The following is a 15099-nucleotide window of genomic DNA, read 5'->3' as shown; positions in this document are numbered from 1 at the left end:
AGCCGGTAACAACCATGACGAAGAGTGATATGTCTTTAGCCCGCAAAGCCATGATCGATAGCCAGCTCCGCACCAGCGGCGTGAACGAGCCCTTCGTGCTCGCGCGTATGGGATCGGTGGCGCGTGAGAACTTCGTGCCCGAAGGCGTACGTTCCATCGCCTATATGGATCGCGCCATCCCGCTTGGCGAAGGACGTTTCCTCGCCGCCCCGCTGGTGCACGGCATGATGCTGGCCGAAGCGCGGCCAGGGCTTGATGACGGCGTGCTGGTGGTGGAATCCGGTTCCAGCTATCTCGCCGAACTTGTGCGTCCGCTGGCAGGAAAGCTTGAAACCATGTCGGTGGAAGAAGCATTGGAAAACAAGCGGGGCCGCAAGGCCTTTTCGCTTGTCATGATCGACGGAGCGATCGAGCAATTGCCCGATACGCTTGCCAAACGGATCGAAGAAGGCGGGCGTATCGTAACCGGGCTGGTGTTGCGCGGGGTCACTCGCCTGGCCACCGGGCGCAAGACTGGCGGCAACGTGGCGCTGCAGCCGCTGGCTGAAATCGGCATACCGGTGCTGCATTCCTTCGACCGTCCAAAGGAATGGAGTTTCTGATTTTGCCTGACCGGGGCCCAAACCTGCGGCGCATCGCGGCTGCCTTGCTGCTGGGCTCTGCGCTGGCCCCGGCGGCGGCACAGGCCGATGATCTGCGTTCAGCGCTGATCAGTGCCTATGAGACCAATCCTGACTTGATCGCTGCACGCGCACAGCAGCGCGCGGTTGACGAGGAGGTTCCGATTCAGCGCGCGCAGGGGCTGCATAATATTTCTGCGACCGCCAACCATATCGAGTTTGTGAAAGTTTCGCCCAACAGCTTCACCGCCCCCAAACGGCGGGTCCAGGCCGGCCTGGACATGACTGTGCCGGTCTATTCCGGCGGTGCCGTACGCAACGGGATCAAGGCAGCCAAGCGGCGCGTTTCCGCTGGTGAGGCCGATCTGCGCGGCACGGAAAGCGTGATCTTCAGTCAGGTGGTTGCCGCCTATATGGATGTGCTGCGCACCGAGGCGCTGGCCACGCTGGCAGGCAACCAGGTCGACGTGCTGAGCGTAAATTTGCAGGCCACCTCTGACCGCTTCGAGATCGGCGAATTGACCCGCACTGACGTGGCGCAATCCCAATCGCGCCTGGCGGTGGCACAGGGCGACCTGCGCAATGCCCAGGCAAACCTGATCGCCGCACGCGAAACCTATATCCAGCTGGTTGGCCGTGCACCGGGCGAGCTTGAGTCCCCGCCGCCGCTGCCCGGCCTGCCCGAAACCGTTGGCGAGGCGGTAAAAACCGCGCTGGAAAGCAATCCTGACCTCATTGCCGCGCGCGAACGCGCCGATGCCGCTGGGTTCGATTCTGAAGTGGCAGGTGCTGGGCGATTGCCGACGGTGGGCGTCTTCGCCAACCTTGATTACGCCGACTTTTACGGAACGCTGGGCGGTCCGGTTGCAGCCAATTTCGTGCAAAATGAAACCACCGCCAATGTCGGCGTGCAGGTAACCATCCCGATTTTCCAGGGCGGTTTGCCCGCCGCTCGCCAGCGCCAGGCCTTTGCCCGCGAGACTGCCGCTCTCGAGCAAGTTATTGCGGCCGAGCGAAGCATCATCTCGCAAGTCCGCGCCGCCTATTCGAACTGGCAAGCGTCGAACGCCGTGATCGAAAGCTCCGAAACCGCAGTGGCCGCCGCCGAGCTCAGCCTGGAGGGTGTGCGTGCAGAGAATTCCATCGGCAACCGGACAATCCTTGATGTGCTCAATGCAGAGCAGGAACTGCTGTCGGCGCGGGCACAATTGGTGACGGCCCGCCGCAACGCCTATGTTGCCGGCTTCAGCGTGCTTGCCGCGATGGGCAAAGCCGAGGCGCGCGACCTCAATCTGGACACCGGCAGCGTGCTGTATGACCCACGGGCGAATTACGATCGGGTGCGGGGCGCGATGTTTGACTGGCAACGCGACCCTGAGCCTGCGGCAACGTCAACAAGAACCGTTGACATCCCGGCGCCTGACGCGATGATTGGGCCGCTTGATGAATCGGATGGCGGCACGCCTTAGTAGTGTCACCCGGTTTTTGGGCGGGACGCAAGACAAGCAGCAGGGAAATAGGCCGCGATGGCGCAGCACGGTGAAGCTTCGGTCGAAGAGATCCTCGAATCGATCAAGAAAGTGATCGCGCGGGACAATCGTGATGCCGCCGGCCCGGTGCGCGGAAACCCGCCGCCGTCAGCAAATTCGCGAACAGAAGATGAAGTGCTCGATCTTTCGGACATGGAATTTGTCGAAGGTGGCGCTCGCGACAATGATGACGCTGTTGACGAAGACGGCCCACTGACTACCGATACGGTGCGCCAATCGATGCGCGAGAATTTCGAGGCGCTGGCCATGCTGGCCGAACCGGGCGCGCGCCCACAGATCGTGCGCTCCGGCGAAACCTCGCTTGAAGGCATGGTGCGTGACATGTTGCGCCCGATGTTGGCCGAATGGCTCGACAGGAACCTGCCCGGCATGGTCGAGAAGATGGTCCAGGCCGAAATCGCCCGGATCGCCGGCAAACGTGGCTAGCACATCGCAGCCGATGGATCCCAGCGACAAGCCGCCCCCCGTCACGCTCCACGAAGCACAATTGGCGCTCGCCAAACTCGGCGGCCAAAGCACCGCGCGGCACATTTTTCTCTGCGCGATGAGCGATAAGCAGAAATGCTGCTCGCGCGAGGAAGGTGAGGCCTCGTGGAAATACCTCAAGCGCCGCCTGAACGAACTGAGGCTGTCCGGCCCCAAGCGCATCAATCCCGATGGCAGGCCCTGCGGGGGCGTGCAGCGGACCAAGGCCGATTGCCTGCAAATCTGCGCCGCAGGGCCCATTGCGGTCGTCTGGCCCGAAGGCGTTTGGTATCATTCCGCGCGTGAGGATGTGCTTGAAGCAATTATCCAGCAGCATTTGATTAGTGGGAAACCGGTGGAGGAATTTCGCCTGCGCTACCCCGATTAGCGCAGCGGTCTATTCCTCGTCATGGCTGGGCATATTGTTGTCGACAGCGGCATCATGTCCGGTCCCGTTGGACAGGAAAACCAGCCCCATCAGCGCGCTCGTGAGCAACATCATGAAGCCCATGCCCAGCGCCAGGGCAATGTAGAAATGGACCGAAACCATGCCGTTGAACTTGTAGAGCAGCGCCATGGCAATCATGACAGTGCCCACGGTGAGCATGAACATGAACCGCATCAGGCGGCGATAACGCGCCCAGGCATGCGCCGCCGTCTGAGGATCATCGAGTGGGGATTTGGCTACCATGGGGGCCACATGGGCCTTCGCGCGCGGCGATGCAATGCCCGTCATATGCGTCGTGACTCGCCTTTTTGGTGCAAGAATGGCATTCTTCCCTTCGGAATCACTCCGCATGGAGGTCAGGAGGTTGGGATGACTATCGCAAGGATCATCGAAAAGCGCAGTTCGCAAGACATCATCTTCTGCGATTCGACCGTGCCGATGCGCGAGGCAGTGGCGCTGCTGGCCCAGAAGCGAATCGGCGCGCTGCCGGTAATGCGCGGAGGATCCGTGGTGGGGATTTTCTCGGAACGCGATGTCATCTATCGGCTGGCTGAAGAGGGGGAGGTATGCCTCAACCGCCCGCTTGCCGAAGTGATGACCGCGCCGCCGATCACTGTTGCGCCGAAAACACCAATCAACGAAGCGCTGGCGCTGATGACGCGGCGGCGGATTCGCCACCTTCCGGTGGTTGATGACAGTGCGATGGTGGGCTTCATTTCAATCGGCGATCTGGTCAAGCACCAGACAGACAAGGTCGAACATGAAGCCGAAGCGATGCGGATCTATATCCAGAGTGCTTGAGAATTGGCAGGCGAGCACCTAGATCGGTGTAACGATGACAGCAACACTCACACTCACCCCTGCTGCGGCGAAGCGGGTAGCCTGGATTGCGCAAAAACAGTCCAGGCCGGCGATCTTGCGCCTTTCGGTTGAGGGGGGCGGGTGTTCCGGCTTCCAATACAAGTTCGATCTTGCCGAAGCGGCAGAGGGCGAAGATGCGGTAAGCGAAACCGATGGCGTGCAGCTGGTGGTTGATCCGGTGAGCCTGGACCTGGTTTCCGGCAGTGTGGTTGACTTCGTCGAATCACTGGGCGGCGCAGCCTTCAGGGTCGAAAATCCCCAGGCCGCCGCCGGTTGCGGCTGCGGTTCAAGCTTCGGGATTTGAATTAGACCGCTCGCGCGTCTTCAGGCACAAGTGTTGTCATGAAGATAGCAACATTCAACATCAACGGTATCAAGGCGCGCCTGCCGCGCCTCAAGGAATGGCTCGAAGAAACGCGCCCATCGGTCGCCTGCCTGCAGGAGATCAAGAGCATGGACGAGAATTTCCCGGCCGAAGAATTCGCAGCGATCGGCTATCGCGCGATCTGGCACGGGCAGAAGAGCTTCAACGGTGTCGCCATACTGGCTGACGAGCGCGCGGGGATCGCGGGCCCCAAAGAGGTGCAGCGCGGGCTTGGCATTCCGGGTCCTGACGGCTCGGGCGAAGAGCAGGCCCGCTATCTTGAAGCCGATGTCGGCGGGATCCGCATCGCCTGTATCTACCTGCCCAACGGCAACCCGCAGCCTGGCCCCAAATTCGACTACAAGCTCGCCTGGATGGAGCGATTGCGGGCTCGAATGGCCGAAATCTGGGCGGAGGAAGTGCCCGCCGTGGTGCTGGGCGATTTCAACGTGATCCCTGAAGACAATGATGTCTGGTCAACCAAGGCCATGGCAGACGATGCCCTGATGCAGCCTGGATCGCGCGCTGCCTATTCCCGGCTTCTGGCCGATGGCTGGACCGATGCCTTGCGCACGCACAATCCGCGCGGCGGGGTGTGGACCTATTGGGACTATCAGGCCGGTGCCTGGCAGCGCGACCATGGCTTTCGCATCGACCACATATTGCTCAGTCCGGAGCTTGCCGACCGGCTGGTCGCTGTCGGAGTGGACCGCGATCACCGCGGCCGCGAGAAAGCCAGCGACCATGCGCCGGTATGGGCCGATCTGCGCCATTGACCACGCAGGGAAAAGGGGCCCAACCTTGCGGCGGGCCCCTCAAATCACGTAACGCGAACCCGCTCAGCGATAGAAGATGTGCTGGCTGATTGTCGCGCGGGCAACCTTCTTGCGGCTCCAGCTGGGCCGGACATATTTGGCATGGAAGTATAGCGAATCCTGCACTTCGGATTCCCACATGCCCTCGTGCGCGATCCGGGCAACCGCCTTGGCTTGCCGCCAGGCCTGCGACCCGGTGTTGATCTGCGGCATGTCCCCGCCCTTCACGAATGAGAATTGCGCACGCTGATAGACAACCCCGCAATAGCTTGATGGAAAGCGTTCGCTGGCGGCGCGATTGATCACCACCTGCGCCACAGCCAGCTGGCCAGGGAGCGGTTCGCCGCGCGCCTCGAAATAGACCGCACCGGCAAGGCAGTGCATCTGCTCGGACAGGGCGAAATCTGTGTCGGTTGACGCAACCAGATTGCGCAGCGATCCGGCCTTGGCCTGCGCCGTATCCGCATTGGACGCGGACTTCTCGGCCAAATCATCGGCGAGTGGCTGCACGACCTCTTGCGAAATGAACTGTGGGGCAGTTTCGTCAGACGAACCACCGGCGGCGTTCACCGCCTTTTGTTGCCCCGGATCGGTGACCTGGGCGAAAGCGCCGGAAAACTCGGCACTGGCAAATGTAAGGCCGAGCACAACCGCGCCAGCGGCAAGCCCGAGCCCATGGCTCCTGCGGATCATATTTTCTTGGTTCTGGGCGGTGAACGCGCTCCGACGCAGGCATGGACCAATCGCGTTAATTGCGTTTGTAAAAGCGGTCCGTAATTCTTGCCTGCCGGCCGTCCCCCGTCTGCGTGCCTGCGCTTCGACCGTATTGCCGAACAGCGCCGCCTACGCACCTGGAAGCTGCGCGGCCAAATAGAGCCGAACCGGCAAAGGTCAAGTTAACGCGCCCAGGATGCGATGAACCGTTCTCCATCAGCGATATCTGCCTCCACAACCCAGATATCGGGGTCCTGCTTGCGCCGTTTTTCAAGGTATTCGAAAATTTCCTGCTGATTTTCAGGATTTTGCCGCTTTGCAGCAATATATGGTCGCGAACCATCGAGCTGCGGCATTCTTTCGAAAAGAACTGCGTTCTCGCCGCGATAGATAGTTAAAACCAGGATGGTTCCGGCGTCCCTCTCGCCTTTGGCGATAACACTTGCGAAACCACCTTGCGATTCGATCGCACGAATCATTCCCGCCACTTCGAGATGCGCGGGGAGCCGCCCTTCCACTAAGCCGACCCCACCTTCAGCCTGCCTGGTAGCCCGGCAGGCTGGCGAGCGGGATGCGCGAGCGCATGAATGTGCCGGTTCCACGCCCGATTTCATCGCCCTCGGCATCGACCAGCCGCGCTTCGGCAACGAAGACGCGGCGCTTGCCGCTGATCCACACGCCTTCGGCAACCACTTCGCCGCGGCGCACCGGCTTGGTGAAATGGAGGTTGAATGACGTCGTCAGCAAAAAACGATCGGTAGTTCGGGTATTGGCAGCATAGAAGGCTGCATCGTCGAGCATCTTGAAATAGATCGTGCCATGTGCGGCCCCCGCGGCATGATAGCTCGATTCGTCGACGCTGAATGTAATCCGCGAACGCCCTTCACCCACAATTTCGAGCCGCGATGCAAACAGTGTGTTGATCGGAGCCGAAGCATAGAGCCGCTCAAGCGCACGATAGTGCAACTCCGCGCCTGAGGCTGGGCCGTCAGGCGGCATCGCTCTCGATCTGGTTGCTGAACAAGGCATAGAGCGCCTCGGCATCAGGCGCTTCAAGCAGTGCTTCGTGAACGCTTTCATCGCGCACCAGACGCGAAATTGCTGCCAGCGCGTGGAGATGTGTTGCTCCGGCATTTTCGGGTGAAAGCAGGCCAAAAACGAGTTCCACTGGCATGCCGTCGGCCGCGTCATATTCCACCGGATGCGCCAATCGCAGCAACACGGCGGATGGCCGGGTCACTGAATTGGAGCGCGCATGGGGAATTGCCACGCCGCCGCCGAATCCGGTCGAGCCAAGCCGTTCACGTTCTTCAATTCCATCAAGAACCGCAGCCGAATCGATACCATATGCGAGCCCGAACATGCTCGCGACCTGTGCCAGCACATCCTGCTTGGAATCCAGCCGCACAAGTGCAACCGCTTCCGGTAGAAATTGAAAATTTGCGTTCATTTCAGACCAGTTTCACGTCCGTCAAAATTTCAAGCAACCCCAACGCCTGCGATCACCACCTCTTGCGGGCAGCCTTGCACCGACGATTTCCAGGGACGCTGCACATGCCGCCGCAACTTCCGGCCGCGCTTCTTTAACGCGGTTCGACCCAGCCGATCGAACCATCCGCGCGGCGGTAAACCATATTATGCCGCCCGGTTCCAGCGTTTTTGAAAAACAATGCATTGGTATCCCGCAGATCGAGCATCATCACCGCGTCAGCCACGCTTGCCTCGGGAATGTCGACGCTCGTCTCGGCAATCACCGGCGGAGCATCGCTAGTGAGCTCGTCTTCAGACTCGTCACTGGCGAAGATCGTATAGGCTGCTTCCTCAAGGATGTAGGCCGCATTTTCCTCGCGCTGGGCATGCGCCACCTGCTCATGTCGATCCTTGATCCTGCGCTTGTAGCGCCGCAATTGCTTGTCGATTTTCGCTGCTGCGGCATCAAGCGCAAGATGCGCGTCCTGCGCTTCAGCGTGGGCCTTGAGGATCAGCCCCTGCATCACATGGGTTACGATGTCGCACGCAAACATGCCTGCGGGCGCCTTGCCGAAAGTGACATGAGAGGAAAGCGCGCGATCGAAGTACTTGTCGACGATCCCGCCCAACCGGTCCGTGACATGTTCCTGCAGCGCGGCGCCGGTTTCGATCTGATGGCCTGAAACGCGAATATCCATTTGCGCACGATCTCCTGTCTTCTCGTTCTTGCGGAACCCGGAAGCGGGCCCCGGACATTCAGTTCGACCAGAGCGGGTTTTCGATCCGGCCTACAAATTCATGGTGCCGCGCGAGCTCTTCGGCGCTTGCTGCGTGTGCGCGCGGTTCGCGGCGGGGTTGCTGCGGCCCAGACACGGTGGAAATGCCGGTCACTACGATCTCGGTCACGCAGGTTTCAGCGGCCAGTTCGAGCCCGATCTGCCGGCCGCCGGTGAGCTCGACATAGACCTGTGCGAGCAATTCCGCATCAAGCAGTGCACCGTGCTTCACGCGGTGGCTGCGATCGATGCCATAGCGGGTGCACAGTGCGTCGAGCGAAACCTTGGCGCCAGGATGGCGCTTGCGCGCAATCGCCACCGTATCGATCATCCGCGCGCGATCGACCGGCGGGCGCCCAACCAGCGCCAGCTCATTGTTGAGAAAGCCGAAATCGAAGCCGGCATTGTGCGCCACCAGCGGTGCATCGCCGAGAAACTGCAACAGCGCATCGGCCTGTTCAGCGAACAGCGGTTTGTCAGCCAGGAAGGTGCTCGACAATCCATGCACGGCTTCTGCCGGGGCGGGCATGTCGCGCTCAGGATTGAAATAGGCGTGGAAGGTGGCGCCACTGGGCACCCGGTTGATCATCTCGACGCAACCGATTTCTACCATCCGGTCACCCGAAGCTGGGTCAAGTCCGGTGGTTTCGGTGTCGAAAACGATTTCCCGCATCACGTTCAGTATCGGACCACCCATCCCATTTGGCAAGCACTTCCGGCATCATTCCGGCGCATCGCCAAAGGTCAGGCGCTGGCCCGCAATCGTTCGATCAGATCCGCCACTGCGGCCTCGGTTTCAGCCAGTGAAGTTCCGGTCTCGATCACGTGATCGGCACGTGCGCGCTTCTCGCTATCGGGTACCTGTAATGACAGGATATGCGCAAATTTCTCAGGCGACATGCCTTCGCGGGCGAGCACCCGCTTGCGCTGGACATCGACCGGCGCGGATACGACCACCACCGTGTCCACGCTTTCATGCCCGCCCTTTTCGAACAGCAGGGGAATATCGAACACCACCAGCGGCGCGCCGCCATGCTCGATCAGGAATTCGGCCCGCTTTGCCGCCACCGCCGGATGGACGATCGCCTCGAGCCGGGCAAGCGCCTGCTTGTCTCCAAACACCAGCGCCCCCAGCGCATCGCGCCGCACTCCCTCGGGACCGGTCGATCCGGGGAAGGCAGCCTCGATCGGTGCAATCAGCTCACCCCCGGCGCGCTGCATCTTGCGCACTTCGGCATCGGCATCGAACACCGGCACACCGCGGCGCTGGAACATTTCTGCCACGGTTGACTTGCCCATACCGATCGAGCCGGTGAGTCCGATGATAATGGGCCGCGTCATTGTGCCAACAGCCTTCTGATATCCGCATCATGTTCGCGCGGCGGCGCCTGCCCGAAGAAATGCTCGAATGCGATGGCAGCCTGACCGATCAGCATATCGAGCCCGTCGAGCGTTTTGTGTCCGGCGGAGCGTGCGGATTTGAGGAAGTGGGTCTCAAGCGGATCGGTGACGATGTCATAGGCGATCGCACCGGGCGGCGCGTGGCTCCAGTCAAACGCCAGATCGGGCTGCCCGCGCATACCCAGCGGTGAAGCGTTGACCACCAGATCCAGGCAACCATTGCGATCGTCAAAGGCAAAATCGGTGGGATCGGCGAAATGCGCGAGATCGACCGCGTGATGCTCGCTTGCAGGCGCAAGTTCATCGAGCAATGCGCGCGCCTTGCCAGGATCGCGCCCCGCAACGACCAGTGTGAATCCCTCACCCGTCAATGCGGTTATGATCGCCCGCGCCGCGCCCCCTGTGCCCAGCACCCGCGCCATGCGGAACAGGTGGCGGTGTTCGAGCTCGCCTCGCAACGGCTCAAGGAACCCCGCTGCGTCGGTGTTGATGCCAAGCAGCCCTTCCGCTTGCGGAACCAGCGTGTTGACCGCACCGATCCGCCGCGCGACCGGATCAAGCTGGTCGATCAGGTGAATGACAGACTGCTTGTGCGGCATGGTGACATTGCAGCCGCGCCAGTCCGCATCTTCACGGCGGGCGGCCAGATAATCAGCCAGCTCCCCAGGCCGCACGTGGCAGGCGCGATATTCGGCATCGATCCCGAGCTTGCCGAGCCAGAAATTATGGATCGCCGGGCTTTTCGACTGCGCGATCGGATCGCCGATCACTTCGGCATAGGGTTTGCTCACGAGGGCAGCTCCCCCAGTTCGCGCAAGGCGCCCAGCACGCCGAGCAGCGGCATGCCGAGCACGGTGAAGTGGTCACCTTCGATCCCGCTGAACAATTGCACCCCCAGCCCCTCGATGCGGAACACCCCGACACAATGGCCGACTTCGGGCCATTCGGCATCGAGGTAGGATTCGATAAAGGCACCGCTCAATTCGCGCACATGCAGCTGCGCAAGCGACGAAGCGCTCCATTCGCATGCGTCGCCGCGCACCAGTGCAGCGGCGCTGTGGAGGTCCATCACCTTGCCGGAAAAGTAGCGTAAATGCTCTTCCGCCTGTGCACGGCTTGCAGGCTTGTCGAACCGGCGACCGCCGCAGGTCACCAAGCTGTCGCTACCCAGAACCAGCCGCCCCGGATTTGCGCGCGCCACCGCCTGCGCCTTGGCAACGCTCAGCGCTTCGGCGATCTCGCCAGGCAAACAGCCTTGCAAGCCCGCTTCAACCGCGCGCTCGTCAAGCACAGCGGGGATCCCTTCATGGGCGACACCAGCCGCATCGAGCATAGCCCGGCGTGACGCGCTTTTTGACGCCAGGATAATCATATAGCGCCTTCGCCGCGCTGGTCATTTGCGCCGCGCATACTGTCCTTGCGTTCCTGATAGAAGCGGATCACCGCAGCTGCTGTTTCCTCGATCGAACGGCGTGTAACGTCGATCACCGGCCAGCCATTATCGGCAAACATGCGCCGCGCAAATTGCACCTCATCGCGGACCTTTTCGGAATCGACATAGGAAGTCTCGGTACCCTCGTTGAGCGAGAGCAGCCGGTTGCGCCGCACCTGCACCAGCCGTTCCGGCGCAGTGGTGAGGCCGACGACCAGCGGGTGGCGCAAGCCAAACAGCGCGGGCGGCGGCGGCGATTCCACCACCAGGGGGATATTCGCAACCTTATACCCGCGATTGGCCAGATAGATGCTGGTCGGCGTCTTCGAACTGCGCGATACCCCGGCCAGCACAATGTCCGCCTCTTCCCAATCTTCCCAGCCAACACCGTCATCATGCGCAATGGTGTAATGGATCGCGTCGACCCGCCTGAAATAGGCTTCGTCCATCATATGCTGGCGCCCGGGCTTGCCATGCGCCTCTTCACCCAATTGCGCTTCGAAGGCAGCAGTTACCGCATCGAGCACGGGCACGGCGGGCAGGCCGATCTGGCGGCAATGTTCCTCCAGCCGCCCGCGGGTTTCGGCATTGACCAAGGTGAACAGGACCAGGCCCGGGCTGGCAGCAAGCGAGGGCACGATCCGGTCAAGATGCTGGCGCGAGCGCACCATCGGCCAGAAATGCCGCACGACATCGGGATTGTCGAACTGGGCGAGCGCCGCCTTGGCGATCATCTCAAGCGTTTCGCCAGTCGAATCCGAAACAAGATGGAGGTGCATTCGCTTCATCGCGGGTGTGTTTTTATCCCGTCGCAGGGGTTGTGGAGCCTTTCGGGCATAAACCACGGGAGAAGGCTGGCGACAAGTTCGGGGATCAATTCCATGCCCACTATCGGCTGCTTAACCAGCGAGTCTGTCTACAGCATGGCCTGGTTGCCCACAGGCTGGGGATAGCAGGGATAAATATGACTCGACATGGGCCCGGCAACGAGTCGCCCTATGCTGCGGCCTTTGCATTACCGGCAAAAATTGGGCAGGAGCCGCTTGTCCCCGAAATCCACAGGGCCAACAGACTCCATCAATCCTTTTTAAATATACTATTTATTTGATTGGACCTTCCGAATGCCTGGTTTGCTGCTTGATACGCTGAAGGGAAAGCGTTCTGACAAAGTACCCATGTGGCTGATGCGTCAGGCTGGACGCTATTTGCCCGAGTATCGCGAGCTTAGGGCAGAAAAGGGCGGTTTTCTCGACCTTGTCTATGACAGCGAGGCCGCTGCAGAGGTCACCCTCCAGCCGATCAGGAGATTCGGTTTCGACGGGGCAATCCTGTTTTCGGACATATTGATCGTGCCGCATGCCATGGGCCAGGGGCTGGAATTCACGGCCGGCGAAGGGCCTAGGCTAACCCCGCCATTGCATGAAGCAGAGCTTGCCGATTTCACAACCAAACATGAGCGTTTTGACGCCGTATACGAGACCGTACGGCTATGCCGCGCGCAGCTTGACGACAGCGTGACCATGCTGGGCTTTGCCGGCAGCCCGTGGACTGTTGCCACCTATATGGTGGCGGGCGAGGGCAGCCGCGACCAGCACCGCACGCGCGAGCTGGCCTATCTTGATCCGGCGCGTTTCCAGTCGATAATCGATTCGATTGCAGAGGTCACCATCACCTATCTGCGCGGGCAGATCGATGCCGGCGTCGAGGCGGTGCAATTGTTCGACAGCTGGGCTGGCAGCCTGGCGCCCGACCAGTTCGAGCGCTGGGTGATCGAACCCAATGCCGCGATCACTGCGGCAATCAAGCATTCGCACCCGGATTGCCCGGTGATCGGTTTCCCCAAAGGGGCGGGTGAAAAGCTGATCGACTATGCCCGCCGCACCGGCGTCGATGCGGTGGGGCTGGATGAAACGGTTGATCCCGCATGGGCCCACCGCGAATTGCCGCCAGGAATGCCGGTGCAGGGCAATCTGGATCCCTTGTTGTTGATGGCGGGGGGCGATGCGCTCAAGGCGCGGGTCGAATTCATTCTAGAATGTTTTGCCGCCCGCCCGCATGTGTTCAACCTGGGCCACGGGATTGGCCAGCACACCCCGATCGAACATGTCGAGCAGCTCGTGGCGGCGGTGCGCGGCAGCTGATTGACTCTGCGGGGGTGACGTAGACGTGCTGGTTTCCTACATGATCCAGCTATGCAGGATGCTATTGCCATGACCTATCTCTGGCTCAAGGCCGGCCATATCATCTTCGTGGTGTTCTGGATGGCTGGGTTGTTCATGCTGCCGCGCCAGATGATCTACGTCCATGGCGCGCCTGCCGGATCGGCCGAAGAGGCGCTGTGGGCGCACCGGATGGGCCTATTGCGCAAGGTCATCCTGACGCCCAGCCTGATTGTGGTGTGGGCGCTGGGGCTCTTGATGGCGGTGGAGCTGGGCCTGTTTGATGGCGCGCCGGGGCTTGGCTGGCTGCATGCCAAATTGCTGCTGGTGATTCTGCTTACCGGTTATCACGGCTTCATGGTCTCGCAGTCGAAGAAATTCGCGGCGGGCGAGCGGCCACTGGGCGAGAAGCAATTGCGCATGTTGGGCGAAGTGCCCGGCCTGCTGCTGGTGTTGATCGTGATCCTGGTGATTGTTGTCCGCCAGATGTAGCCCGCTGCCTTTGGGCGCGCGGCAGGGCAATTTCAGCGATTGACGCGGCTCGCGAGCAATTCTATTTCGGGCCATCCAACCGGCGTTGTGGCCCCGCATTCCGCGCGGCCTGGGTCTGCTTTCTCCAAGCCCGAATGTCTTGCACCACAGGCGAGACACCGACCTTCCGGCCATTTTCAGTAACGGACAGACATACCAATGCATCTTAAAGATCTGAAACAGAAGACCCCGGCCGAACTGGTCTCCATGGCTGAAGAGCTGGGGGTTGAGGGCGCCTCGACCATGCGCCGCCAGGATCTGTTGTTCAGCATCCTGCGCGAGCTGGCGGAAGACGAGGAATATAACGACAAGATCATGGGCCTGGGCACGATCGAAGTGCTGCAGGACGGCTTTGGCTTCCTGCGTTCGCCCGAAGCCAACTACCTGGCAGGGCCGGACGATATCTATGTATCTCCCAATCAGATTCGCAAATGGGGGCTGCGCACCGGGGATACGGTTGAAGGTGAGATTCGCGCGCCGCGCGATGGGGAGCGCTATTTCGCGCTGACCAGCCTTACCAGCGTCAATTACGACGATCCGGACGCCGTGCGTCACCGCACCAATTTTGACAATCTTACGCCGCTCTACCCGGACGAGAAGCTCAATCTCGACACCACCGATCCCACGGTGAAGGACAAGAGCGCGCGGGTGATCGACATCATCGCGCCGCAGGGCAAGGGCCAGCGCTCGCTGATTGTGGCCCCGCCGCGGACCGGCAAGACCGTGCTGCTACAGAACATCGCCAAGGCGATCACCGACAACCATCCCGAGGTGTTCCTGATCGTGCTGCTGGTTGACGAGCGGCCCGAGGAAGTCACCGACATGCAGCGCAGCGTGAAGGGCGAAGTGATTTCTTCTACCTTTGACGAGCCGGCCAATCGCCATGTGCAAGTTGCCGAAATGGTGATCGAGAAGGCCAAGCGCCTGGTCGAGCACAAGAAGGACGTGGTGATCCTGCTCGATTCGATCACCCGCCTCGGCCGCGCCTACAACACCGTTGTGCCCAGCTCGGGCAAGGTGCTGACCGGCGGTGTCGATGCCAACGCTCTCCAGCGGCCCAAGCGCTTTTTCGGCGCGGCGCGCAATATCGAGGAAGGCGGCTCGCTGTCGATCATCGCCACCGCGCTGATCGATACCGGCAGCCGCATGGACGAAGTGATCTTTGAGGAGTTCAAGGGCACCGGCAATTCGGAAATCGTGCTCGACCGCAAGGTTTCGGACAAGCGTATCTTCCCCGCGCTGGATGTCGGCAAGTCCGGTACCCGCAAGGAAGAACTGCTGGTCGACAAGGACGTGATGTCGAAGATGTGGGTCCTGCGCCGCATCCTGATGCAGATGGGTACGATCGATTCGATGGAATTCCTGCTCGACAAGATGAAGGATTCCAAGACCAATGAAGACTTCTTTGCGACCATGAACCAGTAAGGGTGGGCTGGCCCCGGCAGGTCATGCTGCGGGGCCGCTTGCCTTTGCGGGCAATCCGGCTATCACCC

General features: G+C 61.1%; 21 protein-coding genes. 10 read left to right on the top strand and 11 right to left on the bottom strand.

Annotated features, from left to right (window positions below):
* Positions 1-50: 50 nt before the first annotated feature.
* From ACX2DJ_RS02705 to ACX2DJ_RS02690, 4 genes are read left to right on the top strand one after another with little or no spacing between them, the layout of a single operon-like run.
* A complete protein-coding gene (locus tag ACX2DJ_RS02705) occupies positions 51-602 on the top strand; it encodes a protein-L-isoaspartate O-methyltransferase family protein (protein WP_462570852.1) in 552 nt (183 codons plus the stop codon).
* The gene (locus ACX2DJ_RS02700; RefSeq protein ID WP_462570851.1) at positions 590-2089 is read left to right on the top strand and encodes a TolC family outer membrane protein; all 1500 of its coding nucleotides are present in this window, start codon (positions 590-592) and stop codon (positions 2087-2089) included. Before ACX2DJ_RS02705 ends, ACX2DJ_RS02700 begins: the two co-directional genes overlap by 13 nt.
* 57 nt (positions 2090-2146) lie before the next feature.
* Positions 2147-2596, top strand: coding sequence for a DUF2497 domain-containing protein (locus ACX2DJ_RS02695; protein ID WP_462570850.1), 450 nt, complete (start codon positions 2147-2149; stop codon positions 2594-2596).
* A gap of 13 nt (positions 2597-2609) precedes the next feature.
* Complete coding sequence (locus ACX2DJ_RS02690; protein WP_462572529.1) at positions 2610-3023, top strand: (2Fe-2S) ferredoxin domain-containing protein; 414 nt, start codon at positions 2610-2612, stop codon at positions 3021-3023.
* Positions 3024-3032: 9 nt separating this feature from the next.
* Here ACX2DJ_RS02690 and ACX2DJ_RS02685 read toward each other — a convergent pair whose 3' ends face one another.
* Positions 3033-3326: a hypothetical protein gene (locus tag ACX2DJ_RS02685; protein ID WP_462570848.1), complete on the bottom strand. Its 294-nt coding sequence runs from the start codon at positions 3324-3326 to the stop codon at positions 3033-3035.
* 126 nt (positions 3327-3452) lie between these two features.
* Between ACX2DJ_RS02685 and ACX2DJ_RS02680 the strand changes: the two genes are divergently transcribed.
* From ACX2DJ_RS02680 to xth, 3 genes are read left to right on the top strand one after another with little or no spacing between them, the layout of a single operon-like run.
* Entirely contained in the window at positions 3453-3884 is a 432-nt protein-coding gene (locus tag ACX2DJ_RS02680; RefSeq protein ID WP_462570846.1) for a CBS domain-containing protein, read from the top strand.
* 34 nt (positions 3885-3918) lie between these two features.
* Entirely contained in the window at positions 3919-4248 is a 330-nt protein-coding gene (locus ACX2DJ_RS02675; RefSeq protein WP_462570844.1) for a HesB/IscA family protein, read from the top strand.
* A 38-nt stretch (positions 4249-4286) separates the two neighbouring features.
* Positions 4287-5084 carry an exodeoxyribonuclease III gene (gene xth, locus ACX2DJ_RS02670; protein WP_462570843.1) on the top strand — a complete coding sequence of 266 codons (798 nt, stop codon included), beginning with the start codon at positions 4287-4289 and terminating at the stop codon, positions 5082-5084.
* Between the two features lie 63 nt (positions 5085-5147).
* On the opposite strand, the gene ACX2DJ_RS02665 is transcribed toward xth, so the two are convergent.
* The 10 genes from ACX2DJ_RS02665 to ACX2DJ_RS02620 form a co-directional block, all read right to left on the bottom strand.
* A complete protein-coding gene (locus tag ACX2DJ_RS02665; RefSeq protein ID WP_462570841.1) occupies positions 5148-5816 on the bottom strand; it encodes a cell wall hydrolase in 669 nt (222 codons plus the stop codon).
* A 203-nt stretch (positions 5817-6019) separates the two neighbouring features.
* Entirely contained in the window at positions 6020-6355 is a 336-nt protein-coding gene (locus ACX2DJ_RS02660) for a DUF1491 family protein (protein ID WP_462570840.1), read from the bottom strand.
* A 16-nt stretch (positions 6356-6371) separates the two neighbouring features.
* Positions 6372-6836, bottom strand: coding sequence for a PaaI family thioesterase (locus ACX2DJ_RS02655; protein WP_462570838.1), 465 nt, complete (start codon positions 6834-6836; stop codon positions 6372-6374).
* The gene (locus ACX2DJ_RS02650; RefSeq protein ID WP_462570837.1) at positions 6826-7287 is read right to left on the bottom strand and encodes a PTS sugar transporter subunit IIA; all 462 of its coding nucleotides are present in this window, start codon (positions 7285-7287) and stop codon (positions 6826-6828) included. Before ACX2DJ_RS02650 ends, ACX2DJ_RS02655 begins: the two co-directional genes overlap by 11 nt.
* Positions 7288-7420: 133 nt before the next feature.
* Positions 7421-8005: a ribosome hibernation-promoting factor, HPF/YfiA family gene (hpf, locus tag ACX2DJ_RS02645; protein ID WP_462570836.1), complete on the bottom strand. Its 585-nt coding sequence runs from the start codon at positions 8003-8005 to the stop codon at positions 7421-7423.
* A gap of 58 nt (positions 8006-8063) precedes the next feature.
* Positions 8064-8756, bottom strand: coding sequence for a DNA polymerase III subunit epsilon (dnaQ, locus tag ACX2DJ_RS02640; RefSeq protein WP_462570835.1), 693 nt, complete (start codon positions 8754-8756; stop codon positions 8064-8066).
* A 71-nt stretch (positions 8757-8827) separates the two neighbouring features.
* On the bottom strand, positions 8828-9424 hold the full coding sequence (gene coaE / locus ACX2DJ_RS02635; protein WP_462570834.1) for a dephospho-CoA kinase: 597 nt from the start codon (positions 9422-9424) through the stop codon (positions 8828-8830).
* Positions 9421-10275: a shikimate dehydrogenase gene (gene aroE, locus ACX2DJ_RS02630; protein ID WP_462570833.1), complete on the bottom strand. Its 855-nt coding sequence runs from the start codon at positions 10273-10275 to the stop codon at positions 9421-9423. The genes coaE and aroE overlap by 4 nt, the downstream gene beginning before the upstream one ends.
* The gene (locus ACX2DJ_RS02625) at positions 10272-10856 is read right to left on the bottom strand and encodes a Maf family protein (RefSeq protein ID WP_462570832.1); all 585 of its coding nucleotides are present in this window, start codon (positions 10854-10856) and stop codon (positions 10272-10274) included. The genes aroE and ACX2DJ_RS02625 overlap by 4 nt, the downstream gene beginning before the upstream one ends.
* The gene (locus ACX2DJ_RS02620) at positions 10853-11704 is read right to left on the bottom strand and encodes a pyruvate, water dikinase regulatory protein (RefSeq protein ID WP_462570831.1); all 852 of its coding nucleotides are present in this window, start codon (positions 11702-11704) and stop codon (positions 10853-10855) included. The genes ACX2DJ_RS02625 and ACX2DJ_RS02620 overlap by 4 nt, the downstream gene beginning before the upstream one ends.
* A gap of 333 nt (positions 11705-12037) precedes the next feature.
* Here ACX2DJ_RS02620 and hemE point away from each other — a divergent pair, with 333 nt between their 5' ends.
* The 3 genes from hemE to rho all read left to right on the top strand — a co-directional run bounded on the left by hemE (position 12038) and on the right by rho (position 15031).
* Positions 12038-13057, top strand: a complete 1020-nt coding sequence (gene hemE, locus ACX2DJ_RS02615; protein WP_462570830.1) for a uroporphyrinogen decarboxylase — start codon at positions 12038-12040, stop codon at positions 13055-13057.
* A 51-nt stretch (positions 13058-13108) separates the two neighbouring features.
* Entirely contained in the window at positions 13109-13567 is a 459-nt protein-coding gene (locus ACX2DJ_RS02610) for a CopD family protein (RefSeq protein WP_462570829.1), read from the top strand.
* 198 nt (positions 13568-13765) lie between these two features.
* Positions 13766-15031 carry a transcription termination factor Rho gene (rho, locus tag ACX2DJ_RS02605; RefSeq protein ID WP_462570828.1) on the top strand — a complete coding sequence of 422 codons (1266 nt, stop codon included), beginning with the start codon at positions 13766-13768 and terminating at the stop codon, positions 15029-15031.
* Positions 15032-15099 lie beyond the last annotated feature (68 nt).

Source organism: Altererythrobacter chaiwopuensis (assembly GCF_054957755.1).
This window is presented reverse-complemented; position numbering and strand designations above follow the sequence as displayed.